Source organism: Citrobacter sp. MGH100, from assembly GCF_001034465.1.
GTDB classification, from domain to species: domain Bacteria; phylum Pseudomonadota; class Gammaproteobacteria; order Enterobacterales; family Enterobacteriaceae; genus Citrobacter; species Citrobacter youngae.
This window is the reverse complement of the sequence record NZ_KQ089801.1, coordinates 970,211-996,467: the sequence shown is the minus strand read 5'-3', so window position 1 is coordinate 996,467 and position 26,257 is coordinate 970,211. Positions and strand designations below refer to the sequence as shown.

General features: G+C 51.7%; 25 protein-coding genes and 1 riboswitch. Of the genes, 13 read left to right on the top strand and 12 right to left on the bottom strand.

All coding sequences use genetic code 11. The annotated features are described in order from the left end of the window. The first annotated feature begins 60 nt into the window (after positions 1-60). Positions 61-267, top strand: a complete 207-nt coding sequence (glgS, locus tag SK32_RS16305; RefSeq protein ID WP_086523459.1) for a cell surface composition regulator GlgS — start codon at positions 61-63, stop codon at positions 265-267. Positions 268-300: 33 nt separating this feature from the next. Here the strand turns inward: glgS and ubiK are convergent, their stop codons facing one another. Beyond that, entirely contained in the window at positions 301-597 is a 297-nt protein-coding gene (gene ubiK / locus SK32_RS16300) for a ubiquinone biosynthesis accessory factor UbiK (protein WP_048213247.1), read from the bottom strand. 132 nt (positions 598-729) lie between these two features. Next, positions 730-879: riboswitch (FMN riboswitch) on the top strand. A gap of 106 nt (positions 880-985) precedes the next feature. Between ubiK and ribB the strand changes: the two genes are divergently transcribed. Then, positions 986-1,639, top strand: a complete 654-nt coding sequence (ribB, locus tag SK32_RS16295) for a 3,4-dihydroxy-2-butanone-4-phosphate synthase (protein ID WP_048213246.1) — start codon at positions 986-988, stop codon at positions 1,637-1,639. Positions 1,640-1,709: 70 nt separating this feature from the next. On the opposite strand, the gene dsbI is transcribed toward ribB, so the two are convergent. The 4 genes from dsbI to zupT all read right to left on the bottom strand — a co-directional run bounded on the left by dsbI (position 1,710) and on the right by zupT (position 6,299). Continuing rightward, positions 1,710-2,387: a protein-disulfide oxidoreductase DsbI gene (gene dsbI / locus SK32_RS16290; protein ID WP_048213245.1), complete on the bottom strand. Its 678-nt coding sequence runs from the start codon at positions 2,385-2,387 to the stop codon at positions 1,710-1,712. Positions 2,388-2,401: 14 nt separating this feature from the next. After that, a complete protein-coding gene (locus tag SK32_RS16285) occupies positions 2,402-3,070 on the bottom strand; it encodes a thiol:disulfide interchange protein DsbA/DsbL (protein ID WP_048213244.1) in 669 nt (222 codons plus the stop codon). 23 nt (positions 3,071-3,093) lie between these two features. Further along, positions 3,094-4,890, bottom strand: coding sequence for an aryl-sulfate sulfotransferase (locus tag SK32_RS16280; RefSeq protein WP_048213243.1), 1,797 nt, complete (start codon positions 4,888-4,890; stop codon positions 3,094-3,096). A gap of 635 nt (positions 4,891-5,525) precedes the next feature. After that, positions 5,526-6,299 (bottom strand): zinc transporter ZupT, encoded by a 774-nt coding sequence (gene zupT / locus SK32_RS16275; protein ID WP_003024600.1) that lies wholly within the window; start codon positions 6,297-6,299, stop codon positions 5,526-5,528. A 147-nt stretch (positions 6,300-6,446) separates the two neighbouring features. Between zupT and ygiD the strand changes: the two genes are divergently transcribed. After that, on the top strand, positions 6,447-7,235 hold the full coding sequence (gene ygiD, locus SK32_RS16270; protein WP_048213242.1) for a 4,5-DOPA-extradiol-dioxygenase: 789 nt from the start codon (positions 6,447-6,449) through the stop codon (positions 7,233-7,235). 43 nt (positions 7,236-7,278) lie between these two features. Here ygiD and SK32_RS16265 read toward each other — a convergent pair whose 3' ends face one another. From SK32_RS16265 to tolC, 3 genes are all read right to left on the bottom strand, one after another. After that, positions 7,279-8,439 carry a glutathionylspermidine synthase family protein gene (locus SK32_RS16265; RefSeq protein ID WP_048213241.1) on the bottom strand — a complete coding sequence of 387 codons (1,161 nt, stop codon included), beginning with the start codon at positions 8,437-8,439 and terminating at the stop codon, positions 7,279-7,281. A 5-nt stretch (positions 8,440-8,444) separates the two neighbouring features. Beyond that, entirely contained in the window at positions 8,445-9,122 is a 678-nt protein-coding gene (locus tag SK32_RS16260; protein WP_003024591.1) for a DUF1190 family protein, read from the bottom strand. Positions 9,123-9,279: 157 nt separating this feature from the next. After that, the gene (tolC, locus tag SK32_RS16255; RefSeq protein WP_086523458.1) at positions 9,280-10,761 is read right to left on the bottom strand and encodes an outer membrane channel protein TolC; all 1,482 of its coding nucleotides are present in this window, start codon (positions 10,759-10,761) and stop codon (positions 9,280-9,282) included. Positions 10,762-10,960: 199 nt separating this feature from the next. On the opposite strand from tolC, the gene nudF reads away from it, so the two are divergent. From nudF to parE, 5 genes are read left to right on the top strand one after another with little or no spacing between them, the layout of a single operon-like run. Then, positions 10,961-11,593, top strand: coding sequence for an ADP-ribose diphosphatase (nudF, locus tag SK32_RS16250; RefSeq protein ID WP_048213239.1), 633 nt, complete (start codon positions 10,961-10,963; stop codon positions 11,591-11,593). Further along, a complete protein-coding gene (locus SK32_RS16245) occupies positions 11,590-12,012 on the top strand; it encodes a DUF1249 family protein (protein ID WP_005123087.1) in 423 nt (140 codons plus the stop codon). The genes nudF and SK32_RS16245 overlap by 4 nt, the downstream gene beginning before the upstream one ends. A 24-nt stretch (positions 12,013-12,036) precedes the next feature. Beyond that, positions 12,037-12,864: a 3',5'-cyclic-AMP phosphodiesterase gene (cpdA, locus tag SK32_RS16240; RefSeq protein ID WP_048213238.1), complete on the top strand. Its 828-nt coding sequence runs from the start codon at positions 12,037-12,039 to the stop codon at positions 12,862-12,864. Continuing rightward, positions 12,864-13,445, top strand: a complete 582-nt coding sequence (gene yqiA / locus SK32_RS16235) for an esterase YqiA (RefSeq protein WP_048213237.1) — start codon at positions 12,864-12,866, stop codon at positions 13,443-13,445. The genes cpdA and yqiA overlap by 1 nt, the downstream gene beginning before the upstream one ends. A 28-nt stretch (positions 13,446-13,473) precedes the next feature. Then, on the top strand, positions 13,474-15,366 hold the full coding sequence (gene parE, locus SK32_RS16230) for a DNA topoisomerase IV subunit B (protein WP_040233967.1): 1,893 nt from the start codon (positions 13,474-13,476) through the stop codon (positions 15,364-15,366). A 107-nt stretch (positions 15,367-15,473) separates the two neighbouring features. Here the strand turns inward: parE and SK32_RS16225 are convergent, their stop codons facing one another. The 4 genes from SK32_RS16225 to qseB all read right to left on the bottom strand — a co-directional run bounded on the left by SK32_RS16225 (position 15,474) and on the right by qseB (position 18,515). Further along, positions 15,474-15,788 (bottom strand): putative quinol monooxygenase, encoded by a 315-nt coding sequence (locus SK32_RS16225; protein ID WP_003024557.1) that lies wholly within the window; start codon positions 15,786-15,788, stop codon positions 15,474-15,476. A gap of 30 nt (positions 15,789-15,818) precedes the next feature. Further along, entirely contained in the window at positions 15,819-16,400 is a 582-nt protein-coding gene (locus SK32_RS16220) for an NAD(P)H-dependent oxidoreductase (protein WP_048213236.1), read from the bottom strand. A gap of 109 nt (positions 16,401-16,509) precedes the next feature. Next, a complete protein-coding gene (gene qseC / locus SK32_RS16215) occupies positions 16,510-17,859 on the bottom strand; it encodes a quorum sensing histidine kinase QseC (RefSeq protein WP_048213235.1) in 1,350 nt (449 codons plus the stop codon). After that, on the bottom strand, positions 17,856-18,515 hold the full coding sequence (qseB, locus tag SK32_RS16210) for a quorum sensing response regulator transcription factor QseB (RefSeq protein ID WP_048213234.1): 660 nt from the start codon (positions 18,513-18,515) through the stop codon (positions 17,856-17,858). Before qseB ends, qseC begins: the two co-directional genes overlap by 4 nt. A gap of 152 nt (positions 18,516-18,667) precedes the next feature. On the opposite strand from qseB, the gene SK32_RS16205 reads away from it, so the two are divergent. The 5 genes from SK32_RS16205 to SK32_RS16185 all read left to right on the top strand — a co-directional run bounded on the left by SK32_RS16205 (position 18,668) and on the right by SK32_RS16185 (position 26,218). Further along, positions 18,668-19,063 carry a YgiW/YdeI family stress tolerance OB fold protein gene (locus tag SK32_RS16205; protein ID WP_005123105.1) on the top strand — a complete coding sequence of 132 codons (396 nt, stop codon included), beginning with the start codon at positions 18,668-18,670 and terminating at the stop codon, positions 19,061-19,063. A 117-nt stretch (positions 19,064-19,180) separates the two neighbouring features. Then, positions 19,181-21,439 carry a DNA topoisomerase IV subunit A gene (gene parC, locus SK32_RS16200; protein ID WP_048213233.1) on the top strand — a complete coding sequence of 753 codons (2,259 nt, stop codon included), beginning with the start codon at positions 19,181-19,183 and terminating at the stop codon, positions 21,437-21,439. Positions 21,440-21,635: 196 nt separating this feature from the next. Then, positions 21,636-22,373 carry a 1-acylglycerol-3-phosphate O-acyltransferase gene (gene plsC, locus SK32_RS16195; protein ID WP_040233973.1) on the top strand — a complete coding sequence of 246 codons (738 nt, stop codon included), beginning with the start codon at positions 21,636-21,638 and terminating at the stop codon, positions 22,371-22,373. Positions 22,374-22,444: 71 nt separating this feature from the next. Continuing rightward, positions 22,445-23,857: a cell division protein FtsP gene (ftsP, locus tag SK32_RS16190; RefSeq protein WP_005123112.1), complete on the top strand. Its 1,413-nt coding sequence runs from the start codon at positions 22,445-22,447 to the stop codon at positions 23,855-23,857. Between the two features lie 189 nt (positions 23,858-24,046). After that, entirely contained in the window at positions 24,047-26,218 is a 2,172-nt protein-coding gene (locus SK32_RS16185) for a YgiQ family radical SAM protein (protein ID WP_040233974.1), read from the top strand. The last annotated feature ends 39 nt before the right edge of the window (positions 26,219-26,257 follow it).

Here is a 26,257-nt window from a genome sequence, read left to right as displayed (position 1 = left end):
GGGAAATACTGAAATCAGAAAAAGCATATGGCCTTAGCAGATATTCAATAACTGGAGGGTATGCTCATGAACAGCAGTATGTATTCAATGAACAATTTCGATTTCCTGGCCCGAAGTTTTGCCAGGATGCAGGCTGAGGGCCATCCCGTTGATATCCAGGCGATAACTGGGAATATGGATGAAGAACACCGTAGCTGGTTTTGCAAACGCTATGCACTTTACTGCCAGCAGGCGACGGAGGCCAGGAAGCTGGAACTGGAACACTAACAGAGAAACGGGCCTTGCGGCCCGTTGTCGTTTTTACTCTTGCGGATCGACTGATGGGATCGCCGGGGCAGGCTTAACTTCTGCCGTTGTTTCACGCGATTCCAGCTCAGTCAGGCGTTGCTCAAGCAGCGCCAGCTTCTCACGAGTACGCAGCAAAACCTGAGTCTGTACATCAAACTCTTCACGGCTTACCAGATCCAGACGGGTCAGCTGTGACTGAAGCGTTTGACGAATTTTCTTCTCGACGTCTTCGCCAAACTCGCGGATCCCTTTCGGCATCGACTCATGAACCTGACGAGCAATCTGCTCAATTTTTTTCGGGTCAATCATTGTGGTTTCCCTGAACTGGTACGTGTTGCTGCATATTGTAGTGCGAACTGGCACAGGCATAAACCAGAATTGTGTGAAGCTAAGACGAGCAAAGGCGTTGATGAAGGTAATCAATAGCGTTATAGTTAACTCGCTTATTCTCAGGGCGGGGCGAAATTCCCCACCGGCGGTAAATCAACTGATGTTGAAAGCCCGCGAGCGCTTTTCGTGAATGCGAAAAGGTCAGCAGATCCGGTGTAATTCCGGGGCCGACGGTTAGAGTCCGGATGGGAGAGAGTAACGATCCAGTCGGGCATGGACCCGCTCACGTTATTTTTTTGCCGCTTTGACGGCACTCCTAAGACTGCCCTGATTCTGGTAACCATAAATTTAGTGAGGTTTTTTTACCATGAATCAGACGCTACTTTCCTCTTTTGGTACGCCTTTCGAACGTGTTGAACATGCGCTTGCTGCACTGCGTGAAGGACGCGGTGTGATGGTGCTTGACGATGAAGACCGTGAAAACGAAGGTGATATGATTTTCCCGGCAGAAACCATGACCGTTGAACAGATGGCGCTGACCATCCGTCACGGTAGCGGTATTGTTTGCCTGTGCATCACTGAAGACCGACGCAAACAGCTCGATCTGCCAATGATGGTGGAAAATAATACCAGCGCTTACGGTACCGGTTTTACCGTGACCATTGAAGCCGCAGAAGGTGTGACTACCGGTGTTTCCGCAGCAGACCGTGTCACTACAGTTCGCGCGGCGATTAAAGATGGCGCTAAACCTTCCGATCTGAATCGCCCGGGTCACGTTTTCCCGCTGCGTGCTCAGGCTGGCGGTGTGTTAACTCGCGGTGGCCACACCGAAGCCACCATCGATCTGGTGACGCTGGCTGGTTTTAAACCGGCTGGTGTGCTGTGCGAATTGACTAATGATGATGGTACCATGGCGCGTGCGCCACAGTGCATTGAGTTTGCCGGCAAGCACAATATGGCTGTAGTCACTATCGAAGATTTAGTGGCTTATCGTCAGGCGCACGAGCGCAAAGCCAGCTAATAGACTATTACCACGTTAGTTGTGGTAAGCATAAAAAACCGAAGCCGTCTTCCTGGCTTCGGTTTTTTAATTATTTGGTTCTGGTCAGTTTTAAAGCCCAGGCTCCACTCATTATCACCAGCAGTAGTAAACATAAACCAAAGGCCAGCAAACAGGCCTGTGCCATGTTCATAAAATGCCACGGCGGGAGCAGATACCAGCCTTCAGACTGTTGGTATAGATCGATAAACCACTTTTGCGTACTGCTGAGCGCTACGCCATCGGGAACCACGGGGGCGTCATAGCCGCAATCTCCTGTGGGCTTAAACCACTCCGGAGCCCAGTTTGCCAACGGCAAATTGAAAGGGAATATCGGATCGGTGGAACATCCCTGGACGCCAAACAGCGAGTCCGGATCCGGGTTATGTACAGCATAATGAATGCCGTTAAGTTTGATGGAGAACTTAATGCCCATGATGCTGCCATAAAATGCCGCGATGCAGCCAATAAGCTTCAGAGCAACATTTTTGGGATTTATTGCCGCGATCAATCCACCGAAAACCATCACAAACATGGCGAAGCGAATGTAGACACACTGCTCGCAGGGAGCCATATAGAGATAGATTTGAAAGAATGAGTGCGCCAGTATTATTAACCCGCCCATCGCGCAGGCCATCAGTAGCCACAGAAAGCGCCGTTCCTGCCATCTCACCAGCGTATCAACCGGCGTGGTACGTAAGTCCCGCCAAAATCCTTTTATGAAAGCCATAGCCAGGTCCCTGTTTATTTTGTCGCCAGCTCTCTGACAAGCTCAGCCATGGAGTCAATGGATTTGATACTTTTGGTGTAGATCAGGTATTTACCGTTAACGACGTAAGCCGGAACCCCCTGAATTTTTGCGACGTCGTATGCCGCTTTCCATTTCTCCAGCGTTTGCTGAACGGTGGGATCTTGCAGCGCGGCGTCAAAATCTGTCTGGCTCATTCCTGCAGCATCCAGACCTGTTTTAATGAATGCGGCCGGATCTTTACCATCTGACCAGCGCTCTTTCTTGTCGTGGTAAGCAGCGTAATAAGCGAATTTCGCTTTTTTGAACTGCGATTTGGCATCAAATAATGAAATCCCTGCGGCCTGATCTTTAGCAATCATTACTGCAAAAACTTCACTGGCCTGTTTACCATATTCCCCTTTGGTTTCCAGATGAAATGGTGTGAAGGTGACGAGATCGGCCACTTTTTCAGAAACCGGGCCAGTCACGGCTTTATCATATTTGTAACAGAACGGGCAGGCGTAGCTAAATACTTTGATTAACGTTTTATCAGCATTCGGAATCGGTTGCTCTAAAACCATATAATCAGTGCCTTCTGTAAAAGCGGAGGCGGCAAACGACGAGGCAAGCGCTGCGGTTAATATCACGCTTTTAAATAATGAAGTAATCCATTTAGATGACATAATTAATCCTTAATCTAACGCGATTATTTAAATATGTGTTGTGGGCGGACCAGTAATGCACGGTAGTGAGTTTGGTTTGGCTTATCTGAAAGGACATCAATCTCAACTTTGACTTCTTTGGTCTTGTAGTCAATTTCATTGATTTTGCCAATGGTTGGTTGCCCAACGTCAAATAAATTAATTGAACCACCAAAGCCAAACATGGTGTCACGGTCTTTCTGATATTCGATAACCGAGGTGATGGGACTATAGAAGTTGTAACCGCGTTCTTTGCCGTATTCCCAGATTTGCTGAACGGTACCTTTTTTCTCGTCAATTTTATATTCGACGAAACGGGAATATTTCATCGTCGGCAATGCTGGTTGTTCGAGCCCACGACCATCGCCGTTGTCAAAGATGGTTAATGTCCCTTTGCTCGAGAGCCATGCGGTGTGCTGTGTATAAGTAAAATCGAAATCGGTGTTTTCGCACTTGCCGTTTTCGTCACATTTTAGTGCGTTGCCTTTACCATCAACCGGTTTTAACAGCTTGCTTGCCAGCGCCTTATTCCAGCCTTTCGACGGAGCGAGGATCCATTTCACCTGTTTATCGCGACCGATTTTAACGACGCCCTGATGGCGGGAAGAGATAATAATGGAGTCATCTTTGGCATCATAGGCAATGGAGTTAACGTGCGCCCAGTTACGACCCGCACCTACCCCGAGGGCGTCACCGTAAGGTGTATCTGGCTCCAGTTTCGCCTGTTGACCGGCATGAGCGAGGTCAACGTTGACGCATACCGCGCCTGCGTCCAGTGCACCCAGAAGCGCATCACGCATCGGATCGAGTATCTTTGTCAGATCCCACACATCAACCACACGGCCGGACTTGTCTACTTCAATTATCTGATCACGGATGGTTTGCACATGGATGCCATCTTCTTTGCGATAATCGCGTTTGCCCACGCGAAGCAGCACGGTGTCGTTGATTGTTTCTATCGATTCATGCGATGCGTCGAGGAAGCCGCGCGGTAGCTTATGATCGGCCAGAATCTGCCCCATCATATCGAATTCGTACCAATGCTGACCCTGAACGGCTGTGAAGGTGCCGCGCGGCGTTTCCCGGATACCCATCAAGTAACCGCGCTTATTGATATCCATGTCATGGCCATCGTAGAAGGTATCTTGATCCAGCCACCAACGATATTCACCTTCCGTATCGACGATAAAGGTGAAGGGGGCAATGTCAAAGGGTAATGCCCCACCCGCCGGACCCGCATCCAGGATGCCGGCATTTTTATCTTTTTCGCCATGCCAGTGGAATTCCGCCCCTTGTGCAGTGAAGGTATGGGTATTCACCAGATAGAGACGGTCTTCAAAACCAGGCGCTACCTTAATCACTTTCGTTTGCTGTAAATCGGAAATTGAACGGTTATCCATGTAGTGATTAACGATGGCGGACGTTTGCACCACATAATCATCCTTCATGGCTTTGCCATTTTCTTTATATTCAACGGTGACCTTATTAGCAAACTTTTGATAAAGACCAAAAATAGGCACGCCGTCATAGGTTGCTAACGATTCTTTGCCAACAGTATAAGTAACAGGAACTCCTTTCTCGCCTTTGCCATGAACGGTGACTTTAACATCTGAGATAACGTGACTGTCTAATTCCACTAACGCGGTAAGCGGGGCGTTTCCATAAGGATCAACGACTATTGCGCCCAGTTTCCCTGCGGGTTGGGCGGGTTGAAAACCCGCGGCAAAAGAGTTTCCGACTGTTAATCCAAACGTCAGTGCCAGAGTGCCTGCGAGAAGCGTTTTTCGATATTGTATAAACATGGATATATCTCCTTATATTATCTATAAATATAATTATGCTGAATATATTATGTTTTCATGGTGTCGATAAAATATAAAATGGTGTTACTGATTCAACTATTATGGTGAATGTATTAATTTTGATAAAATGTATTATTTGCGGAATTATTTTTTATTATTTTCGATAGTATGAGTGAGATATTCTGAGAACAATATTTATTATTGCGTAGTGTGATCTTGTCGACATTGTTTTATTTTCTATAGCGAGTTTGACTATTGGCTTAGCCGCTGGTTTATATGATCGAAATCATATATTTGTTTCTGGAATATGCCACTATAGGAGTATGTCAGAATAAGCTTGTGTAAAATTTTAACGTTAAATGTTTAATGATGTTAAATGTTAAGGGTAAAAGAATGTTTATTGCCTGGTATTGGATCGTATTAATTGCATTCGTTGCATTGGGTTATTATTGCCATATGAAGCGTTATTGCCGGGCATTCCGGCAAGACAGAGACGCATTGCTCGAGGCGCGAAACAAACTCTTTCGTCGCTCTGGTGAAGATAACAGCGTGATTAAGGAACAGGAATAGTCCTTCACGTTCTGCTATGGATGAGCGGATGCTGTAAATGAGCAGGGTGGCATCCGCCCTCTGGATTATCCGATTCCCATGGACTGGAGGATGACGAGGCTTAACCCCATCACCGACATTCCGCACAGGACCCCATAGCTGGGATTATTATTTGGGTCGATCTCTTTTGCCAGTGGCATCAATTCATCGACTGACAGCGCCACCATAATTCCGGCGACCGCGGCCATAATTGCTGCCATCACCACGGGCGAAATCAAACTGCCCAGAATTAACCATGCCAGTACCCCACCTAATATTTCCGCCATTCCCGAGATCCCGGCCCAGAATATAGCGGTACGTTTGGAGCCCGTGGCTGCATAGACCGGACCTGCAACGGCTAATCCTTCAGGAATATTGTGTAATGCGACGGCAAGCGCGATACCAAAGCCCAGTTCGAGGTTGCTGCTGGCGGTAACAAAAGTTGCAATCCCTTCCGGGAAGTTGTGCAGGCTGATACCCAGAGTTAATAAAATCGCAGTACGCTTAATGGAACCGGGTAACGGTTGTGTGGTTTTTTGGACTAAATCCTGAGGGTGAGCGTGCGGCAGCAAACGATCCAGGCCAAAGTAGCCCAGCAAACCAACGATAAACATCCCGTAACCCAGCACCGGCGACATTCCCTCTGCTGCCAGTGCGGCTGGCAACATTTCCATCAGGGAGATCAGCAACATGATACCTGCGGCAAAACCCAGAGAAAACGCGAGAACGCGGTTAGAGGGTTTTTGTCCCAGCACGCCGAGAAATGCACCGATAAATGTGGCGGCGCCTGCCAGTAAGGTCAGAAGTAAAGGTACTGACATCGACAAATAAAACTCCTTATCAATCTGCTGTTCGGGGCGGATCGTCAAAATAACTGATGATCTTCATCATGGTTATCTGAGTTCTTCATCAACCGAAAAAGCGTATTGTGGTGATATCAAAATGACTCCCTCAGTAAGGATATCATCATGTCTTCAACTCGTATGCCAGCATTGTTTTTGGGACACGGCAGCCCAATGAATGTTCTGGAAGATAACGTTTATACCCGTGCCTGGCAGCAACTGGGGGAAACGTTGCCGCGCCCGAAAGCGATTGTTGTGGTATCGGCACACTGGTTTACACGCGGTACTGGCGTAACCGCGATGGAAGCACCTAAAACTATCCACGATTTTGGTGGTTTCCCGCAGGCACTGTATGACACGCATTATCCGGCCCCGGGCTCGCCAGAACTGGCACAGCATCTGGTTGACTTGCTTGCTCCTGTGCCCGTCGCCTTAGACAAAGAAGCGTGGGGTTTTGACCACGGTTCATGGGGTGTGCTAATCAAGATGTACCCGAACGCAGATATCCCGATGGTGCAGTTGAGTGTCGATAGCACCAAACCTGCGGCGTGGCATTTTGAAATGGGCCGTAAGCTGGCAGCGTTGCGCGATGAAGGCATTATGCTGGTGGCCAGTGGCAACGTAGTGCATAACCTGCGTACAGCACGCTGGCATGGTGAGAATACACCATACCCGTGGGCGACCTCATTTAACGATTATGTTAAAGCAAACCTCACATGGCAGGGACCGGTTGAACAGCACCCGCTGGTTAACTATATGGATCATGAAGGCGGATCGCTGTCGAACCCAACGGCAGATCACTATCTGCCGCTGCTGTATGTCCTCGGCACGTGGGATGGCAAAGAGCCGGTGACGATTCCTGTTGATGGGATTGAGATGGGTAGCCTGAGTATGTTGTCAGTACAGGTGGGATAAAAACGTAGGCCCGGTAAGCATTAGCGATACCGGGCACAACGAATTACTCGACAAAAATATGCGGATAGAAGCGTGAGAGATCCTGGGTGATCAACGCTCTGTCTTCGCGAATGCCGATCCCGGCAGGTTGATCGTTAATCAGCCAGCTGCCGATCAGCATATAGCTGTCGCCAAACTTCGGTAGCTGATGGAACTGCTGCACGATCATGCCTTCTTCACCGTATGGCCCTTCCACGGCTTCGATCGTTTTACCGTTCTCAATGATGGAAACGTTAGCGCCTTCACGCGAGAAGATCGGTTTCACGACAAACTTATCCATCTGCGGATAGTCGTCTTCGGCGAAGTACGCCGGCAGAAGATTCGGATGGTTCGGGAACATTTCCCACAGCAGCGGTAACAACGCTTTGTTGGAGATAATGCTTTTCCAGGCCGGTTCCAGCCAGCGGACGCCAGCGTCTTCCAGCTTGGTGGAGAACATTTCACGCAGCATAAACTCCCACGGATAGAGCTTGAACAGATTGGCGATCACCTGGTCCTGCATGTCCGTGAACTGACCTTTTTCACCGAGCCCGATATCCTCGACATAGAGAAATTCAGTGGCAATTTCAGCCTCAGCCGCGCAATCCTGCAAATACTGGATCGTTCCACGATCTTCGACCGTATCGCGACAGCAGGTCAGGTGCAGCAACTGAAAACCGTACTGCTCGCGCAGCGCAGTGAAACGTTCGATCAGTTTTTCCTGCAGGCTGTTGAACTGATCGCTGCCTTCCGGCAGGTTGCCCGCATTAAGCTGATCTTCCAGCCAGATCCACTGGAAAAAGGCGGCTTCGTACAATGAGGTTGGCGTATCGGCGTTGTTTTCTAAAAGCTTAGGTTCACCGGTACCGTCCCACGCCAGATCGAGACGGGAATAGAGCGACGGTTGCTGTGTCAGCCAGGACTGGCGGACAAAGCCCCAGGTATGCTTTGGAATGCGAAACTTGGTCATCAGCTCATCGCTGGCAATGACCTTTTCCACCACTTTGAGGCACATCTGATGCAGCTCTGCGGTGACCTCTTCCAGCTTTTCGACCTGAGCAAGCGTCAGCTTATAGTACGCGTCTTCACACCAGTACGGCTCGCCGTACATGGTGTGAAAGTTGAAACCGTATTCGGTGGCCTTATCGCGCCAGTCCGGGCGCTCAACAATACTGACTCTTTCCATGACGATCAGCCACCCATCGAACGTGTGGTGGTGCCGCTTGCGCTACGCTGCATGGTGCTCTGTTTGGCGACTGACTCACCAAATCCGCCGCGGGTTACGGTAGAGGTGGTGGCAGGTTTCGGTGCCATGGCGGTTTTTGGTACGGTCATGGTGCGGCCCGGCGTTGCTGCGCCGTAGTTTTTGCCGCTGGCGTCAGTATATTTGCCGTATGCAGGGCTGGCCGGGTTTTTCGAGCTGAACAGCGGTTGCTGAGCGCCCATTCCGCCGCCCATCAGTCGGCCCATCATGTAGCCTGCCATCAGCGGCATCCAGAAGCTGCCGCTGCTTTGATTCTGCGCCTGAGCCTGGCCTTCACCGGTCGGTGCCATGCCCGCCTGCGCAGGTGCCTGCTGGCACTGGCCTTCGCCGAATTCAGCAATACAGTCTTCACGCGTGGCGTATTTTGGCGCGGTGCGTTCAGCTTCTTTCAGCGCGTTGTTAAACGCGGTGGTGCATTCGGCGCTTTTACCCGGATTCGCCGCAGAGCAGTCGTCCGCGTTCTGATAAAGCGAAACCGTTTCGTCACTCTTTTCACAGCCCGCGAGCATAAACACTGCGGTAACTGCCAGGGCGACAGGAGTCAGGTGGCGCGCGCTCCAGCTTTTGCGGAACGAGGCATGATGTATCGATTTTGTCCGTTTCATTTTTGTCTTCCAGGACCCAGTGGTAAACACAGTAAATAATGCTCAGGATAGAGGATGACTGGTCGAAATTGAAGCGGGAAGAGGCGAGAATGCGCAGGAAGGGGTAGATCTTTACGTTGCCTTACGTTCAGACGGGGCCGAAGCCCCGTCTACAGCATCAATTACGGAACGGGTTGTTGCCGTTACTGCTGCTGGTTGTACGTGCTGTTGCCGGTTTGACCGCTGGTGCCGCACTGTTGGCAGTATAACCATCTGCTGCGGCGTCTTGCTGGGTGTTTTCCGGCGCAACGGCGTCAGGCGCGGTGGAAATAGGTTTACCCAGCGTATTGTTCAACGCCACCAGATCCTGCTCGTTAAGCGTACCGAGCGCAGACTTGATGTTTAACTGGTTGATCAGATAGGTATAACGCGCATTTGCCAACTGCTGCTTAGCGTTGTACAGCGTGGTAGTAGCATCCAACACGTCCACAATGGTACGTGTACCTACAGAATAGCCGGCTTCCATCGCATCCAGGGAGCTTTGGGCAGAGACAACCGCTTGTTTGTACGCATTAATGCTACTGATAGACGCATTAATGTTGTTGAATGATGAACGAACGGTCTGTACTACGCTGCGGTGCGCGCTTTCCAGTTGTTCACTGGCGCCAACAAAGTTGTACTGCGCTTGTTTCACCTGCGAATTAACCATCCCGCCCTGGTACAGCGGCAGCGAGAAGTTCAGACCAATTTTATTCTGGCCCTGGTTGCTGTCGTCATACTGAGAGGTATTAGTTTTAGAACCACTGTAAGAGGTATCAGAAACACCAGTAGAGGCGGTTAAACCCAGCGTCGGCAGATGACCGTCCTGTGCCAGACGAATTTGCTCACGCGCCAGATCCTGGCTTAAACGTGCCTGCAATAACGTCAGATTGCGGTTTTCTGCTTCTTTCAGCAGCGAATTTACCGCCTGCGGTTTGTTGGTTTTAAAGCCATCAACATTCAGCGAAGCCAGTTCCGGGTAGTAATTGCCGGTGACCTGACGCAACTGTTCAACGGCGTTGTCCAGGTTGTTACGCGCGGTAACTTCATTTGCCAACACGGTATCGTACTGTGAACGGGCGTTCTGTACGTCAGTGATGGCGACCAGGCCAACGTTAAAACGCTGGGTCGTCTGATCCAACTGACGATAAACGGCGTCTTTTTGTGCCTGGGTATAAGAGAGCACGTCAATCGCGTTCAATACGTTAAAATAAGCCGTGGCAGTATTCAGGATCAGCGTTTGCTGATCGGTCTGATAGGTCACGTCCTGGATGCCCGCTGATTTTTCTTGCAGCGTCAGGGCACGCCATTTTGACATATCGAACAGAGTCTGAGTCAGGCTTAACGAAGCACTGGTCGCGTTGGAGTTGACGCCATTGGCATCACGAAAGCCATTGCTGTAGGTGTAATCGGCACCTAAGCCCAGTTGCGGCAGTAAAGGACTACGCGCTTCGTTAATTTTTTCGAATGCAGCATCGCGATCGGCGGCGGATTTACGCAATTCCGGGTTGCTCAGGCGTGCTTGCTGATAAACCTGCATCAGGTTTTCTGCCTGGCTCAGAGTACTGAACCCCGACAGGCTCAGGCCGATAAGGATGGGGAGCAATTTCTTCATTTGCATTCCTTGTTGTGAAGCAGTATTTAGCGCTGATCAAATTGTAAAAATAATTGCTGATTCTAGCAGAATCCGCCACTTCAAAAAGTTGGCGTTACGTGCCATACGGCGTTAATTTGCATCAATTTAACACAAGGGCGCTCAAACAGCAGTCAAACGACCTTGAAATTCACATTTTAATCACTATTGGTACCAGGACAGCACAATGCGTAAACCAGACAACTTGCCAATGACATTCACTAAAAATGATGTAGAAATTATTGCACGAGAAACACTATACCGCGGTTTTTTTTCACTGGATCTTTATCGCTTCCGTCATCGCCTGTTTAACGGTGATATGAGCGGTGAAGTGAAGCGTGAAATTTTTGAGCGCGGACACGCGGCAGTCTTGCTACCCTTTGACCCTGAGCGGGATGAAGTTGTGTTGGTCGAACAAATCCGCATCGCGGCCTATGACACCAGCGAAACGCCGTATCTACTGGAAATGGTAGCCGGAATGATTGAAGAAGGCGAAACCGTTGAAGATGTGGCTCGCCGTGAAGCAATGGAAGAAGCCGGACTGGATGTGAAGCGGACTAAGCCCGTGCTGAGTTATCTGGCAAGCCCTGGCGGCACCAGTGAGCGCCTGTCTATTTTGGTAGGTGAAGTGGACGCTTCGACCGCAAATGGTATCCACGGTCTGGCGGATGAAAACGAAGATATTCGTGTTCATGTGGTGAGTCGGGAACAGGCTTATCAATGGGTAGAAGAGGGGATAATCGACAACGCGGCTTCTGTCATCGCCTTGCAATGGTTACAGCTGCACTATCAAGAGTTAAAAACTGAGTGGAAAAAATGAAGCGTTACACACCTGACTTCCCTGAAATGATGCGCCTGTGCGAAACCAATTTTTCGCAGTTGCGCCGCCTGTTGCCACGCAATGATGCAGCCGGTGAAACAGTGAGCTATCAGGTTGCAAACGCACAATATCGATTAACGATTGTGGAATCGACCCGATACACTACGCTTGTCGCGATCGAACAGACGGCACCAGCGGTTACCTACTGGAGCCTGCCGTCGCTGACCGTGCGCCTGTATCATGATGCGAGGGTGGCTGAAGTGTGTTCAAGTCAGCAGATCTTTCGCTTCAAAGCGCGGTATGATTATCCAAATAAAAAGTTGCATCAACGCGACGAAAAGCATCAAATTAATCAGTTTTTGGCCGACTGGTTACGGTACTGTTTAGCACATGGAGCGATGGCGATTCCGGTTTATTAGCGTCGTGAAACCTAAGGACACCATTTGGAAAGCCTGTTAACCCTTCCTTTGGCTGGTGAGGCCAGAGTCAGGATCTTACAAATTACAGACACTCACCTGTTTGCCGAAAAGCATGAAACCTTACTGGGTGTGAACACCTGGGATAGCTACCAGTGCGTACTGGATGCCATACATGCAGAGTCGCCAGAGTACGATCTGATCGTTGCGACTGGGGATTTGGCGCAGGATCAATCCGCTGCGGCCTATCAGCATTTTGCTGAGGGCATCGCAAGTTTTCGTGCGCCCTGCGTTTGGTTACCAGGTAATCACGACTTTCAGCCAGCGATGTACAGCGCGCTTCAGGATGCGGGTATTTCCCCCGCCAAACGCATCTTCATCGGTGAACAGTGGCAAATATTGTTGCTCGACAGCCAGGTGTTCGGCGTCCCTCACGGTGAGTTAAGCGAATTTCAGCTTGAATGGCTGGAGCGTAAACTTGCCGATGCGCCTGAACGTAATACTTTGCTGCTTCTACATCACCATCCTCTGCCTGCGGGCTGCAGTTGGCTCGATCAACACAGTCTGCGCAATGCGGCGGAGCTCGACAACGTGCTGGTGAACTATCCGCGCGTGAAGTATCTGCTGTGCGGGCATATTCATCAGGAGCTGGATCTCGACTGGAACGGCCGCCGCCTGCTGGCGACGCCATCGACCTGCGTGCAGTTTAAGCCGCATTGTTCCAACTTCACGTTAGATACCATCAGCCCTGGCTGGCGGACGCTGGAACTCTTTGCCGACGGTACGTTACAGACCCAGGTGTGTCGTCTACAGGGTAATCGGTTCCACCCAGATACCGCTTCAGAAGGCTACTGATGTCTACGCTTCTCTATCTTCATGGATTTAACAGTTCTCCTCGCTCGGCGAAGGCATGTCTGCTAAAAAAATGGCTGGCGGAGCACCATCCGCACGTTGAGATGATTGTACCGCAGTTACCTCCGTATCCAGCCCAGGCGGCAGAGATGCTGGAGTCAATTATCCTTGAGCATGGCGGCGAGTCGCTGGGGATTGTCGGCTCGTCATTAGGAGGCTATTACGCCACCTGGCTGTCGCAATGTTTTATGCTGCCAGCGGTGGTCGTGAACCCTGCCGTGCGGCCTTACGAACTGCTGGTCGACTATCTCGGTCAGAACGAGAACCCCTACACGGGGCTGCAATATGTGCTAGAGTCACGCCATATTTACGATCTTAAAGTCATGCAGATTGACCCGCTGGAAGCGCCGGATTTGATTTGGCTGCTTCAACAAACGGGCGATGAAGTGTTGGACTACCGCCTGGCGGTGGCGTATTACGCCTCCTGCCGTCAGACAGTTATTGAGGGCGGAAACCACGCATTCACGGGCTTCGAAGATTATTTCAACCCGATTGTCGATTTCCTTGGACTGCACAGTTTCTGACGATCAATTCGAATTGCTAATTTAAACCATGACGCAAACTTATAACGCTGATGCCATTGAGGTACTCACTGGGCTTGAGCCGGTACGCCGTCGCCCTGGGATGTACACTGACACGACCCGTCCTAACCATCTTGGACAGGAAGTGATTGATAACAGTGTGGATGAAGCACTGGCTGGCCACGCGAAACGCGTGGATGTGATTTTACATGCCGATCAATCGCTGGAAGTCATTGACGACGGACGCGGCATGCCGGTGGATATTCACCCAGAAGAAGGCGTTCCGGCGGTCGAGCTGATCCTCTGTCGCCTGCACGCGGGCGGCAAGTTCTCCAACAAGAACTACCAGTTCTCCGGTGGTCTGCACGGTGTGGGTATCTCCGTTGTTAACGCTCTGTCCAAACGTGTGGAAGTGAACGTACGCCGCGACGGGCAGGTGTACAACATCGCGTTTGAAAACGGTGACAAAGTGCAGGATTTACAGGTTGTCGGTACTTGTGGTAAACGCAATACCGGTACCAGCGTACACTTCTGGCCGGATGAAACCTTCTTTGACAGCCCGCGTTTCTCTGTTTCTCGCTTAACGCACGTACTGAAAGCCAAAGCGGTGCTGTGTCCGGGCGTAGAGATCACCTTTAAAGATGAAGTTAACAACAGCGAGCAGCGCTGGTGCTACCAGGACGGTCTGAATGACTACCTGAGCGAAGCCGTAAACGGTCTGCCAACGCTGCCGGAAAAACCGTTTATCGGTAATTTCAGCGGTGAAACAGAAACCGTAGACTGGGCGCTGCTCTGGCTGCCGGAAGGCGGTGAATTACTGACTGAAAGTTATGTCAACCTGATCCCAACCATGCAGGGTGGTACGCATGTTAACGGCCTGCGTCAGGGACTGCTGGACGCGATGCGTGAATTCTGCGAGTACCGTAATATTCTGCCGCGCGGCGTGAAGCTGTCAGCAGAAGATATCTGGGATCGTTGCGCCTATGTGCTGTCGGTAAAAATGCAGGATCCACAGTTTGCCGGACAGACCAAAGAGCGTCTTTCTTCGCGTCAGTGTGCGGCATTCGTTTCTGGCGTAGTGAAAGATGCCTTTAGCCTGTGGCTGAACCAGAACGTGCAGTCAGCCGAGCTGCTGGCGGAAATGGCGATTTCCAGCGCACAGCGTCGTTTGCGTGCGGCGAAAAAAGTGGTACGCAAAAAGCTGACCAGCGGTCCGGCGTTACCGGGGAAACTGGCGGACTGTACCGCACAGGATCTCAATCGCACCGAACTGTTCCTCGTCGAAGGTGACTCGGCGGGCGGATCGGCCAAGCAGGCGCGCGATCGTGAATTCCAGGCGATCATGCCGCTCAAAGGTAAGATCCTCAATACCTGGGAAGTCTCTTCTGATGAAGTGCTGGCCTCGCAGGAAGTGCATGATATTTCGGTAGCGATCGGCATCGATCCGGACAGTGATGATCTGAGCCAACTGCGCTATGGCAAGATCTGTATTCTGGCGGATGCGGACTCCGATGGTCTGCACATCGCTACGCTGCTGTGCGCGCTGTTTGTGAAACACTTCCGTACGCTGGTGAAACACGGTCACGTCTATGTGGCGCTGCCGCCGTTGTATCGTATCGATCTCGGCAAAGAGGTGTATTACGCACTAACAGAAGAAGAAAAAGCGGGCGTGCTGGAGCAGTTAAAGCGCAAGAAAGGCAAGCCGAACGTCCAGCGCTTTAAAGGTCTGGGTGAAATGAACCCGATGCAGTTACGTGAAACGACGCTGGATCCCAATACGCGTCGCCTGGTGCAGCTCATCATTGATGATGAGGACGATCAGCGTACGAATGCGGTGATGGATATGCTGCTGGCCAAGAAACGTTCAGAGGATCGTCGTAACTGGTTGCAAGAGAAAGGTGACCTGGCGGATCTCGAAGGCTAATTGCATGTAGAAAAGCCGGAGAGGGGCGTAAAATGCCTTATCCGGCTCTCATCTGACGAAGCGATTATATGCCGGATAGCAAAGCCTCATCCGGCAAATCGACAACCTTAAATACCCGATTCCAGAATACGGATATTCATGTCCAGCACGTCGCCTTTCACGGCTTCGCTGTAGGCTTTCATATGCGGGGTCTGCAAATGCGCTTCAAGGTGCGCAATGCTTTCCCACTGTTCAACCATCACGATTGAGTCTGGCGCTGTGGTCTGAAAACTCACACCTGCTGCATGATCGACCATTGGCGCATAGCCGTGGCAGCCTTCTTCTTTCAGTACGGTCGGAACGATTTTAGCAAACTGATCCAGTACCGCCTGGCGGTGATGTTGACCTGGACGTGTACGGATTTCTGCAATAACGGTAAGCATGGTTAACTCCTTCTAATTCCAGGTTACCAGTTAACCAAAAATCTCGGTCAGATGCTCGCGATATTCTGCGATATAACGCGGGACGTCCGGCATTTTAATCACGTCATTGGTGATAAAGGTCGGCAGCGCTTCCATTCCCAGGAACTGGTTTGCTTTATGGAACGGGAGATAGACGCCATCAACACCAACGCCATGGAAGAACTGGTCTTTTTCAGTGAAGGCTTCCATTGGCGCGTTCCAGGTCAGGGACAGCATGTATTTTTTGCCCTGAATCAGCCCGCCTGAGCCGTATTTTTTAGAGGCATCTGAACGTGTACGACCATCGCTGGCATACAGCGTACCGTGACCTTCGGTAAACACATCATCGATGTATTTTTTCACGGTCCACGGTGCACCCATCCACCAGCCCGGCATTTGCCAGATAACCACATCGGCCCAGACAAAATTCTGCACTTCTGTTTTTACGTCATAATCGCTGTCCGCGCGTACGACTTTAACATCATGCCCGAGGTCGCGCAGGATACCGTCCGCGACCTCGGTCAGGGTGTCGTTTAACTGACCGTTAGAGTGGCCGAATTTTTTCGCACCATTGATAATCAGAATGTTGCTCATTTTGTGTCCTCAAGGAAATACGTTTGTGGACTATTTTACCCCCACGGGTGGTGCGGTGAAATTAGCAAAATGTGCAAAGTCTTTTGCATTACTAGCAATAATGCGGTCTTTACCAGCTGATTTTGACCTCAAACCCGCCTTGCGGAGCATTACCAAACGAGGCAGACATCCCGTGTAAAGTCGCTATACGACGAACGATCGACAGGCCCAGACCACTACCGGTAACACTTTGTCCCGGCGGACGATAAAAGCGTTCACCGATGTGCGTCAGGATTTCCGGCGCAACGCCAGGACCATTATCTTTGACGCTGAAATTGCGGGTATTGAGCGTCACTTCCACAATGCTCCCCCGCGGGCTGTAGCGAATCGCATTATCCAGCAGATTACGGACCATCAGGCTGAGTAACAGCGGTTGTCCCGTGTGCGTGATGTGGTGCGCGTTAATCTGCAACCGCACATCGATGTGCGCCTGCTGTGCCGGATGGTAGATATCCATCACCGCGGATTGCAGAAGCTCCTCCAGCGAGATTTCCGCCACATCCTGAAGATTGTCGAGGGAGTCGAGGCGCGAAAGCGTCAGGAGCTGATCAACCAGTCGGGTAGCGCGGTCAATTCCCGTCTGCATCTGCATTAACGCTTTTTGTCGTGCCTGCGGATCATCGTCGGACAACTGCGCGACTTCGGTCTGTACCTTCAGTGCCGTCAACGGACTGCGCAGTTCGTGGGCGGCATCAGAGGTAAAGCGCCGTTCGCGAACCATCATCGAATGTGTGCGGATAAACAGTTGATTGAGCGACTCAACCAGTGGGCGAACCTCGCCAGGAATACCTTTCAGGCTCAGTGGTTCTTCAGATTCCGGATCCCGCACACGTAAAGCCTGCGCCAGCTTTTTTAGCGGCTTAAGTTCAAGGCTTAACAGGACAATCAGGATCAGCAGCATCAGCGGCAGGGCGACCAGCCACGGCACCAATTGGGCCGTCACGATCGCCAGGGCCATATCTTCGCGATATTCCCACTCCTGACCGACCACGATCCGGTACTTTTTATCCGCTGAAGTTAGCCAGATAAAGCGCCATTTATCGTTATCACCGTTCAGATAACCATCGTCAAACCCTTCCCGACGATAGCTATAGGGAATGTACTGACCATTGTCGCCATCGTGGAGCACCATTTTTCCTTCTGGCGTATAGACAGCAAAGGTCAGTACATCGTCGTCAATATGGCCATGTTTGAACTTTTTCGGTGTCTGCGCGATGCGCTCAGAAGCTTTTAGTTCATCAAGATCCAGCGTGACCAGCCGTTTGGCAAACAGCATCAGCTGCGTGTCAAACATCTCATCCACGTTATCGGTGGTTTGTTTCCAGGCGACAAAACTGGAAATCAACCAGGTTACCAAAACCAAAATGATAAATATAAGCGTAAGTCTGATGCGTAGACTCAGGCGTTGTGTGAGTTTCATGCGTCACCCAGGGTGTAGCCAATGCCATGTACCGTGCGGATAAAGTCGCTGCCGAGCTTACGGCGCAAGTGATGGACGTGGACCTCCACCGCATTACTGGAGACGTTTTCATCCCAGTTATACAGTTTTTCTTCAATCAGCTTGCGGGGCAGGACGCGCCCTTTGTTACGCATCAGCAGTTCCAGCAGCGCGAACTCTTTTGGCTTAAGCGATAACGGCTCACCTGCGAACGTGGCGACCAGCGCGCCGGGATCAAGCGAAACCTGACCATGGCGCAGTTCGCTGGTGGCCTGGCCGCTGGCGCGGCGTACCAATGCTTCCAGTCGGGCGGCAACTTCGATCAGCGCAAAGGGTTTACACAGATAGTCATCCGCGCCCAGGCGCAGACCTTCCACGCGTTCTGTCAGCGCGTCACGAGCGGTAAGAATCAGCACCGGCTCCTGCTTCCCGTTGGCTCGCCATTCGCGCAGGATATCGCGCCCGTCTATGCCTGGCAGCGTCAGGTCGAGGATCACCGCATCATAAGGGGCGCTGTACAGTGCTTCTTTCCCCTGGCGACCCTCGGTAAACCAGTCGATGCTGAAACCCATTTTACTCAGACCTGTTTTCAGGCCGTCGCCAATCAGCGTGTCATCTTCTACCAGTAAAATACGCATATGTTCTTCCCTGCGGTCGCTCTCATTACCGTCAAGTAAACCTGTGGCTACAGCCTCTGTACAGTAAAAAAAGTATCTTTTTTTGCCTTAAGAACTTGTTAAGGATTAACTTATTTAATAGTCGTAAACCAACATGAAAGGGAGACATGACGATGAAAAAATTAGCTGCAATGGTTGCCGTAATGGCACTGTGTTCCGCACCTGTTCTGGCAGCGCAGCAGGGCGGCTTCTCTGGACCGACGACGACAACGCAAAGCCAAAATGGCGGCTTTGTTGGCCCAAACGGTAGCAGCACGACGGTAGAAAGCGCCAAATCGCTGCGTGATGACACCTGGGTTACCCTGCGCGGGAACATCGTTGAGCGTATTTCCGACGACCTGTATGTGTTTAAAGATGCAACCGGCACAGTGAACGTAGATATCGACCACAAACGCTGGAACGGCGTGACCGTCACGCCGCAGGATGTGGTTGAAATCCAGGGTGAAGTGGATAAAGACTGGAACTCCGTTGAAATCGACGTGAAACAGATTACCAAAGTTGCCAAATAATCCCCATCAGGGCCGCAGTCGCGGCCCTTTTCTTTGTGACTCAACACGCCAGATAGGGTAGTATCTGCGGCAATATTGCCCTTCAATAGACGGGTATAAGTTGAGGAACCACGATTAATGAGCGATATGGCAGAGCGCCTTGCGCTGCATGAATTCACGGAAAACGCCTATCTGAACTACTCCATGTACGTCATCATGGACAGGGCGTTACCGTTTATTGGTGATGGTCTGAAACCTGTTCAGCGTCGCATCGTTTACGCGATGTCCGAACTGGGGCTGAATGCCAGCGCCAAATTTAAAAAATCCGCCCGTACCGTCGGTGACGTATTGGGTAAATACCATCCGCACGGCGACAGCGCCTGCTATGAAGCGATGGTGCTGATGGCCCAGCCCTTCTCTTACCGTTATCCGCTGGTTGACGGGCAGGGGAACTGGGGGGCACCAGACGATCCGAAATCCTTCGCTGCGATGCGTTACACGGAATCCCGCCTGTCTAAATATGCGGAAGTCCTGCTGGGTGAACTCGGTCAGGGCACGTCAGACTGGGTGCCAAACTTCGACGGTACCATGCAGGAGCCGAAAATGCTGCCTGCGCGTCTGCCGAATATCCTGCTAAACGGCACGACCGGGATTGCCGTGGGTATGGCGACGGATATTCCACCGCATAACCTGCGTGAAGTGGCCAAAGCGGCAATTACGCTGATTGAGCAGCCGAAAACGACGCTGGATCAACTGCTGGATATCGTACAGGGGCCGGATTATCCGACCGAAGCAGAAATCATTACCTCGCGTGCGGAGATTCGTAAGATTTACGAAAACGGACGCGGTTCCGTACGTATGCGTGCGGTATGGACGAAAGAAGACGGCGCGGTGGTGATTTCCGCGCTGCCGCATCAGGTTTCCGGGGCTAAAGTGCTGGAGCAGATCGCCGCTCAGATGCGCAATAAAAAGCTGCCGATGGTCGATGACCTGCGCGACGAATCGGATCACGAAAACCCGACTCGTCTGGTGATTGTCCCGCGGTCGAATCGCGTAGATATGGAACAGGTGATGAACCATCTGTTTGCCACTACCGATCTGGAAAAAAGCTATCGCATTAACCTGAACATGATTGGCCTCGACGGTCGTCCGGCAGTTAAAAACCTACTGGAGATCCTCACCGAATGGCTGACGTTCCGTCGCGATACCGTGCGCCGTCGCCTGAACTATCGCCTGGAGAAAGTACTCAAACGCCTGCACATTCTTGAAGGTTTGCTGATAGCGTTCCTCAATATTGACGAAGTAATCGAAATTATTCGTCATGAAGATGAACCTAAACCCGAGCTGATGTCGCGGTTTGGTATTTCAGAAACTCAGGCGGAGGCCATTCTTGAGCTGAAATTACGCCACCTTGCCAAACTCGAAGAGATGAAAATCCGCGGTGAGCAGGACGAACTGGCGAAAGAGCGCGATCAACTGCAGGGCATTCTGGCCTCTGAACGCAAAATGAGTAACCTGCTGAAGAAAGAACTGCAGGCTGATGCGGATGCCTATGGTGACGATCGCCGTTCTCCACTGCGGGAGCGTGAAGAAGCGAAGGCGATGAGCGAGCATGACATGCTGCCGTCTGAGCCGGTGACTATTGTGCTGTCCCAGAGTGGCTGGGTGCGTAGCGCGAAAGGCCACGACATCGATGCGCCAGGCTTAAGCTATAAAGCGGGCGACAGCTTTAAGTCGGCTGTGAAGGGTAAGAGCAACCAACCGGTGGTGTTCGTTGACTCAACCGGGCGTAGTTATGCTATCGACCCAATTACGCTGCCGTCGGCGCGTGGTCAGGGGGAGCCGTTGACCGGGAAGCTCACGCTGCCACCGGGCGCGACGGTTGAGCATATGCTGATGGAAGGCGACGATCAGAAGCTGCTGATGGCATCTGATGCCGGTTACGGTTTTGTCTGCACCTTCAATGACCTGGTCGCGCGTAACCGTGCGGGCAAGGCATTGATTACGCTACCGGAAAACGCGCATGTTATGCCGCCGGTGGTGATTGAAGATGAAACCGATATGCTGCTGGCGATTACCCATGCGGGCCGCATGTTGATGTTCCCGGTGAGCGATTTGCCGCAGTTGTCGAAAGGCAAAGGGAACAAGATAATCAATATTCCTTCTGCGGAAGCTGCGAAAGGCGAAGATGGTCTGGCACAACTCTACGTGCTGCCGCCGCAAAGCACGCTGACTATCCACGTCGGGAAACGCAAAATTAAACTGCGCCCTGAAGAGCTACAGAAGGTAACCAGCGAGCGTGGTCGTCGCGGTACGCTCATGCGCGGTCTGCAACGCATCGACCGTGTTGAGATTGACTCGCCTCGACGCGCCAGTCACGGCGACAGTGAAGAATAACGCCAGCGTCTGGCTCTCCCTGTTTTCGCACAGGGAGAGCTTGTTTTAAAAATTCCCGTGAAACCGTTGTTTATTCGTGCGTTGCGATTAACAATACGCTTTTCCAGAGAGCCACTCTTAACAATGCCCTAACCTGATGCAGTATTCGGAATCAGGTGACGTAGAATGCCAGGCTCTTAGGCCTTTAGAGGTTGTTATGCTATATATTTTTCGTTTAATTATTACTGTTATTTACTGCATTTTGGTCTGTATTTTCGGTTGCATATACTGTCTGTTCAGCCCAAGAAATCCAAAACACGTTGCGACGTTCGGCCATATGTTTGGTCGCCTGGCTCCCCTGTATGGCCTGAAGGTCGAGTGTCGCATGCCGCCTGACGCGAAGAACTATGGTAATGCTATCTATATTTGTAACCACCAGAATAACTATGACATGGTTACCGCAGCGAATATCGTTCAGCCACCGACGGTCACAGTAGGTAAAAAAAGCCTGTTGTGGATCCCTTTCTTCGGACAACTGTACTGGCTCACTGGTAATCTGTTGATCGACAGAAATAACCGCGCCAAAGCGCACAGCACCATTGCGGCGGTGGTGAACCACTTTAAAAAGCGTCGTATCTCTATCTGGATGTTCCCTGAAGGAACGCGTAGCCGCGGTCGCGGTCTGCTGCCGTTTAAAACCGGTGCGTTCCATGCGGCAATTGCTGCGGGTGTCCCGGTTATCCCTGTTTGCGTTTCAACGACCTCTAATAAGATCAAATTGAACCGACTCAATAATGGGCTGGCGATTGTAGAGATGCTGCCGCCAGTGGATATCAGTCATTTTGGTAAAGATCAGGTTCGTGAACTGGCAGCGCATTGCCGCACGCTGATGGAACAAAAAATCGCAGAACTCGATAAAGAAGTTGCTGAGCGGGAGGCTGCCGGTAAGGTTTGATTCGCTCATTTCGGGTTTGTTACAGGAAATGATTTCCTGCGTGTTAATCGCCAGTTTTTCATGGAGCTTATATGTCATTCAGTCGGCGTCAGTTCATTCAGGCATCGGGGATCGCACTGTGTGCAGGTGCTGTTCCGCTGAAGGCTAATGCTGCCGGTCAGCAACAACCGCTACCTGTTCCCCCCCTGCTGGAGTCCCGTCGGGGACAGCCGCTATTTATGACGCTGCAACGTGCGCACTGGTCGTTTACGCCGGGCACGCGCGCACCCGTCTGGGGTGTTAACGGGCGCTACCTGGGGCCGACAATCCGCGTCTGGAAAGGTGATGACGTCAAGCTTATCTACAGCAACCGTCTGACAGAAAATGTCTCAATGACCGTTGCCGGGTTACAGGTCCCAGGTCCTCTTATGGGGGGGCCGGCGCGTATGATGTCGCCTAATGCGGACTGGGCGCCCGTGCTGCCGATTCGCCAGAGTGCTGCAACCTTGTGGTATCACGCCAACACGCCAAATCGCACTGCCCAGCAGGTCTATAACGGCCTTGCCGGGATGTGGCTGGTTGAAGATGAAGTGAGTAAATCACTGCCGATCCCTAACCACTACGGCGTGGATGATTTTCCAGTCATTATTCAGGATAAGCGTCTGGATAACTTCGGTACGCCAGAATATAGCGAACCGGGCAGTGGGGGGTTTGTGGGGGATACTCTTCTGGTCAACGGGGCGCAAAGTCCGTATGTCGAAGTGTCCCGCGGCTGGGTGCGTTTGCGTTTGCTGAATGCCTCAAATTCGCGTCGTTATTTGCTGAAAATGAGCGATGGTCGTGCGCTGCATGTTATCTCAGGCGATCAGGGGTTTTTACCCGCGCCGGTTTCGGTGAAGCAGCTATCGTTGGCGCCAGGCGAGCGTCGTGAGATTCTGGTCGATATGACCAACGGTGATGAAGTTTCGATTACCTGCGGCGAGGCGGCCAGTATTGTCGACAGGATCCGTGGTTTCTTTGAACCTTCCAGTATCCTGATCTCCACGCTGGTACTGACTCTGCGACCAACCGGCCTTCTGCCGCTGGTAACGGATAGCCTGCCAATGCGTCTGTTACCCACCGAAATTTTGAGCGGCTCGCCGATTCGCAGCCGTGATATTAGCCTTGATGACGATCCCGGAATCAATGGCCAACTGTGGGATGTCAATCGCATGGACATCACGGCGCAGCAGGGATCCTGGGAGCGCTGGACGGTGCGTGCAGATATGCCGCAGTCGTTCCATATTGAAGGCGTCTCTTTCCTGATCCGTAATGTGAATGGCGCGATGCCGTTCCCGGAAGACCGTGGCTGGAAAGATACCGTCTGGGTTGATGGGCAAGTGGAGTTGCTGGTCTATTATGGGCAGCCTTCCTGGGCGCATTTCCCGTTCTACTTCAACAGCCAGACGCTGGAAATGGCAGACCGTGGTTCTATTGGCCAGATGCTGGTGAATCCGGCACCGTAATAGATATTCCTGTGCCGGGTGGCGGCTTCGCCTAACCCGGCCTGGACCGTGCGCAAGCACAGGAACGGTCAGCGTAGCACCAGCAGAGATGAAATTTAACATCCTTACAATACTCCTTCATTTCCCCTGTTGATCCAGCGTATAATCCCCGGCCTTTGATTATTTTTTTACCATTTTTTTGGAAGCATTATGAGCGCAATATCCCTGATCCAACCGGACAGAGACCTTTTCTCCTGGCCGCAGTACTGGGCCGCCTGCTTTGGGCCGGCACCATTTTTGCCGATGTCACGCGACGAAATGGATCAACTTGGCTGGGATAGCTGCGACATCATTCTGGTTACCGGCGATGCGTACGTCGATCACCCGAGCTTCGGCATGGCTATTTGCGGCCGTATGCTGGAAGCGCAGGGCTTTCGCGTGGGGATCATCGCCCAACCGGAGTGGAACAGCAAAGATGACTTTATGCGTCTGGGCAAACCTAACCTGTTCTTCGGCGTAACCGCAGGCAACATGGACTCGATGATCAACCGTTATACCGCCGATCGCCGACTGCGCCATGACGATGCCTATACGCCGGACAACGTGGCGGGTAAACGCCCGGACCGTGCGACGTTGGTTTATACCCAGCGCTGTAAAGAAGCCTGGAAAGATGTGCCGGTTATTCTCGGCGGTATTGAAGCCAGCCTGCGCCGTACTGCGCATTACGATTACTGGTCAGATACCGTACGCCGTTCCGTGCTGGTGGATTCAAAAGCTGACATGCTGATGTTTGGTAACGGCGAACGCCCATTGGTGGAAGTTGCACACCGTCTGGCGATGGGCGAAACCATTGATCAGATCCGCGACGTGCGTAATACCGCGATTATGGTTAAAGAAGCGCTGCCGGGCTGGAGTGGAGTGGATTCCACACGTCTGGATATGCCTGGGAAAATTGACCCCATCCCCCATCCGTATGGCGAAGACTTGCCGTGTGCTGATAACAAACCGGTCGCACCGAAAAAACAAGAAGCGAAAGCGGTAACCGTACAGCCGCCGCGTCCGAAGCCGTGGGAAAAAACCTACGTACTGTTACCGTCTTTCGAGAAAGTGAAGAGCGACAAAGTTCTGTACGCCCATGCGTCGCGTATTCTGCATCACGAAACGAACCCAGGATGCGCGCGTGCGCTGATGCAAAAGCATGGCGATCGCTATATTTGGGTTAACCCGCCAGCGATCCCGTTGTCGACTGAAGAAATGGACAGCGTCTTTGCACTGCCGTACAAGCGCGTACCGCATCCGGCGTACGGTAACAGCCGTATTCCCGCCTATGAGATGATCCGTTTCTCGATCAATATCATGCGTGGCTGTTTTGGTGGTTGCTCGTTCTGTTCGATCACCGAGCACGAAGGGCGCATTATCCAGAGCCGTTCTGAAGATTCGATCATCAATGAGATCGAAGCCATTCGCGATACCGTTCCGGGCTTTACCGGCGTGATTTCCGATCTCGGCGGTCCAACTGCAAACATGTATATGCTGCGCTGTAAGTCTCCGCGTGCAGAACAGACCTGTCGTCGTCTGTCCTGCGTTTACCCGGATATCTGCCCGCATATGGATACTAACCACGAACCGACGATTAATCTCTACCGCCGCGCGCGTGATCTGAAAGGCATTAAAAAGATCCTTATCGCATCCGGGGTGCGTTATGACATCGCCGTGGAGGACCCGCGCTATATTAAAGAGTTGGCAACTCACCATGTGGGTGGCTACCTGAAGATTGCGCCGGAGCATACAGAAGAAGGCCCATTGTCGAAGATGATGAAGCCGGGTATGGGCAGCTACGACCGCTTTAAAGAGTTATTCGATACCTACTCTAAACAGGCCGGTAAAGAGCAGTACCTGATCCCCTATTTTATCTCTGCGCACCCGGGTACGCGTGATGAGGATATGGTGAATCTGGCTCTGTGGCTGAAACAGCGTCGTTTCCGTCTGGATCAAGTGCAGAACTTCTACCCATCACCGCTGGCAAACTCTACAACCATGTATTACACCGGGAAAAACCCGTTGGGCAAAATTGGTTATAAGAGTGAAGATGTAGTAGTGCCAAGAGGTGATAAACAGCGCCGTCTGCATAAAGCACTGCTGCGTTACCATGATCCTGCTAACTGGCCGTTAATCCGTCAGGCGCTGGAAGATATGGGGAAAAAGCATCTGATTGGCGGTCGTCGCGAATGTCTGGTTCCGGCCCCGACGCTGGAAGAGATGCGTGAAGCACGTCGTCAGAACCGCCATACCCGTCCGGCACTGACCAAGCATACGCCAGTCGCGCACCAGCGTCAGACACCTGCGGCGAATAAAAAACGCGGGAAAGTCGCGGGGCGCTAATCTGTCTTGCCCGGTAGTGAAATGCTTACCGGGCCAGAC

Bases quoted from the DNA above. Each gene is read 5' to 3' on its own strand.
- glgS (WP_086523459.1), top strand. From the start codon at position 61: ATGCTCATGAACAGCAGTATGTATTCAATGAACAATTTCGATTTCCTG.
- ubiK (WP_048213247.1), bottom strand. From the start codon at position 597: ATGATTGACCCGAAAAAAATTGAGCAGATTGCTCGTCAGGTTCATGAG.
- ribB (WP_048213246.1), top strand. From the start codon at position 986: ATGAATCAGACGCTACTTTCCTCTTTTGGTACGCCTTTCGAACGTGTT.
- dsbI (WP_048213245.1), bottom strand. From the start codon at position 2,387: ATGGCTTTCATAAAAGGATTTTGGCGGGACTTACGTACCACGCCGGTT.
- SK32_RS16285 (WP_048213244.1), bottom strand. From the start codon at position 3,070: ATGTCATCTAAATGGATTACTTCATTATTTAAAAGCGTGATATTAACC.
- SK32_RS16280 (WP_048213243.1), bottom strand. From the start codon at position 4,890: ATGTTTATACAATATCGAAAAACGCTTCTCGCAGGCACTCTGGCACTG.
- zupT (WP_003024600.1), bottom strand. From the start codon at position 6,299: ATGTCAGTACCTTTACTTCTGACCTTACTGGCAGGCGCCGCCACATTT.
- ygiD (WP_048213242.1), top strand. From the start codon at position 6,447: ATGTCTTCAACTCGTATGCCAGCATTGTTTTTGGGACACGGCAGCCCA.
- SK32_RS16265 (WP_048213241.1), bottom strand. From the start codon at position 8,439: ATGGAAAGAGTCAGTATTGTTGAGCGCCCGGACTGGCGCGATAAGGCC.
- SK32_RS16260 (WP_003024591.1), bottom strand. From the start codon at position 9,122: ATGAAACGGACAAAATCGATACATCATGCCTCGTTCCGCAAAAGCTGG.
- tolC (WP_086523458.1), bottom strand. From the start codon at position 10,761: ATGCAAATGAAGAAATTGCTCCCCATCCTTATCGGCCTGAGCCTGTCG.
- nudF (WP_048213239.1), top strand. From the start codon at position 10,961: ATGCGTAAACCAGACAACTTGCCAATGACATTCACTAAAAATGATGTA.
- SK32_RS16245 (WP_005123087.1), top strand. From the start codon at position 11,590: ATGAAGCGTTACACACCTGACTTCCCTGAAATGATGCGCCTGTGCGAA.
- yqiA (WP_048213237.1), top strand. From the start codon at position 12,864: ATGTCTACGCTTCTCTATCTTCATGGATTTAACAGTTCTCCTCGCTCG.
- parE (WP_040233967.1), top strand. From the start codon at position 13,474: ATGACGCAAACTTATAACGCTGATGCCATTGAGGTACTCACTGGGCTT.
- SK32_RS16225 (WP_003024557.1), bottom strand. From the start codon at position 15,788: ATGCTTACCGTTATTGCAGAAATCCGTACACGTCCAGGTCAACATCAC.
- SK32_RS16220 (WP_048213236.1), bottom strand. From the start codon at position 16,400: ATGAGCAACATTCTGATTATCAATGGTGCGAAAAAATTCGGCCACTCT.
- qseC (WP_048213235.1), bottom strand. From the start codon at position 17,859: ATGAAACTCACACAACGCCTGAGTCTACGCATCAGACTTACGCTTATA.
- qseB (WP_048213234.1), bottom strand. From the start codon at position 18,515: ATGCGTATTTTACTGGTAGAAGATGACACGCTGATTGGCGACGGCCTG.
- SK32_RS16205 (WP_005123105.1), top strand. From the start codon at position 18,668: ATGAAAAAATTAGCTGCAATGGTTGCCGTAATGGCACTGTGTTCCGCA.
- parC (WP_048213233.1), top strand. From the start codon at position 19,181: ATGAGCGATATGGCAGAGCGCCTTGCGCTGCATGAATTCACGGAAAAC.
- plsC (WP_040233973.1), top strand. From the start codon at position 21,636: ATGCTATATATTTTTCGTTTAATTATTACTGTTATTTACTGCATTTTG.
- ftsP (WP_005123112.1), top strand. From the start codon at position 22,445: ATGTCATTCAGTCGGCGTCAGTTCATTCAGGCATCGGGGATCGCACTG.
- SK32_RS16185 (WP_040233974.1), top strand. From the start codon at position 24,047: ATGAGCGCAATATCCCTGATCCAACCGGACAGAGACCTTTTCTCCTGG.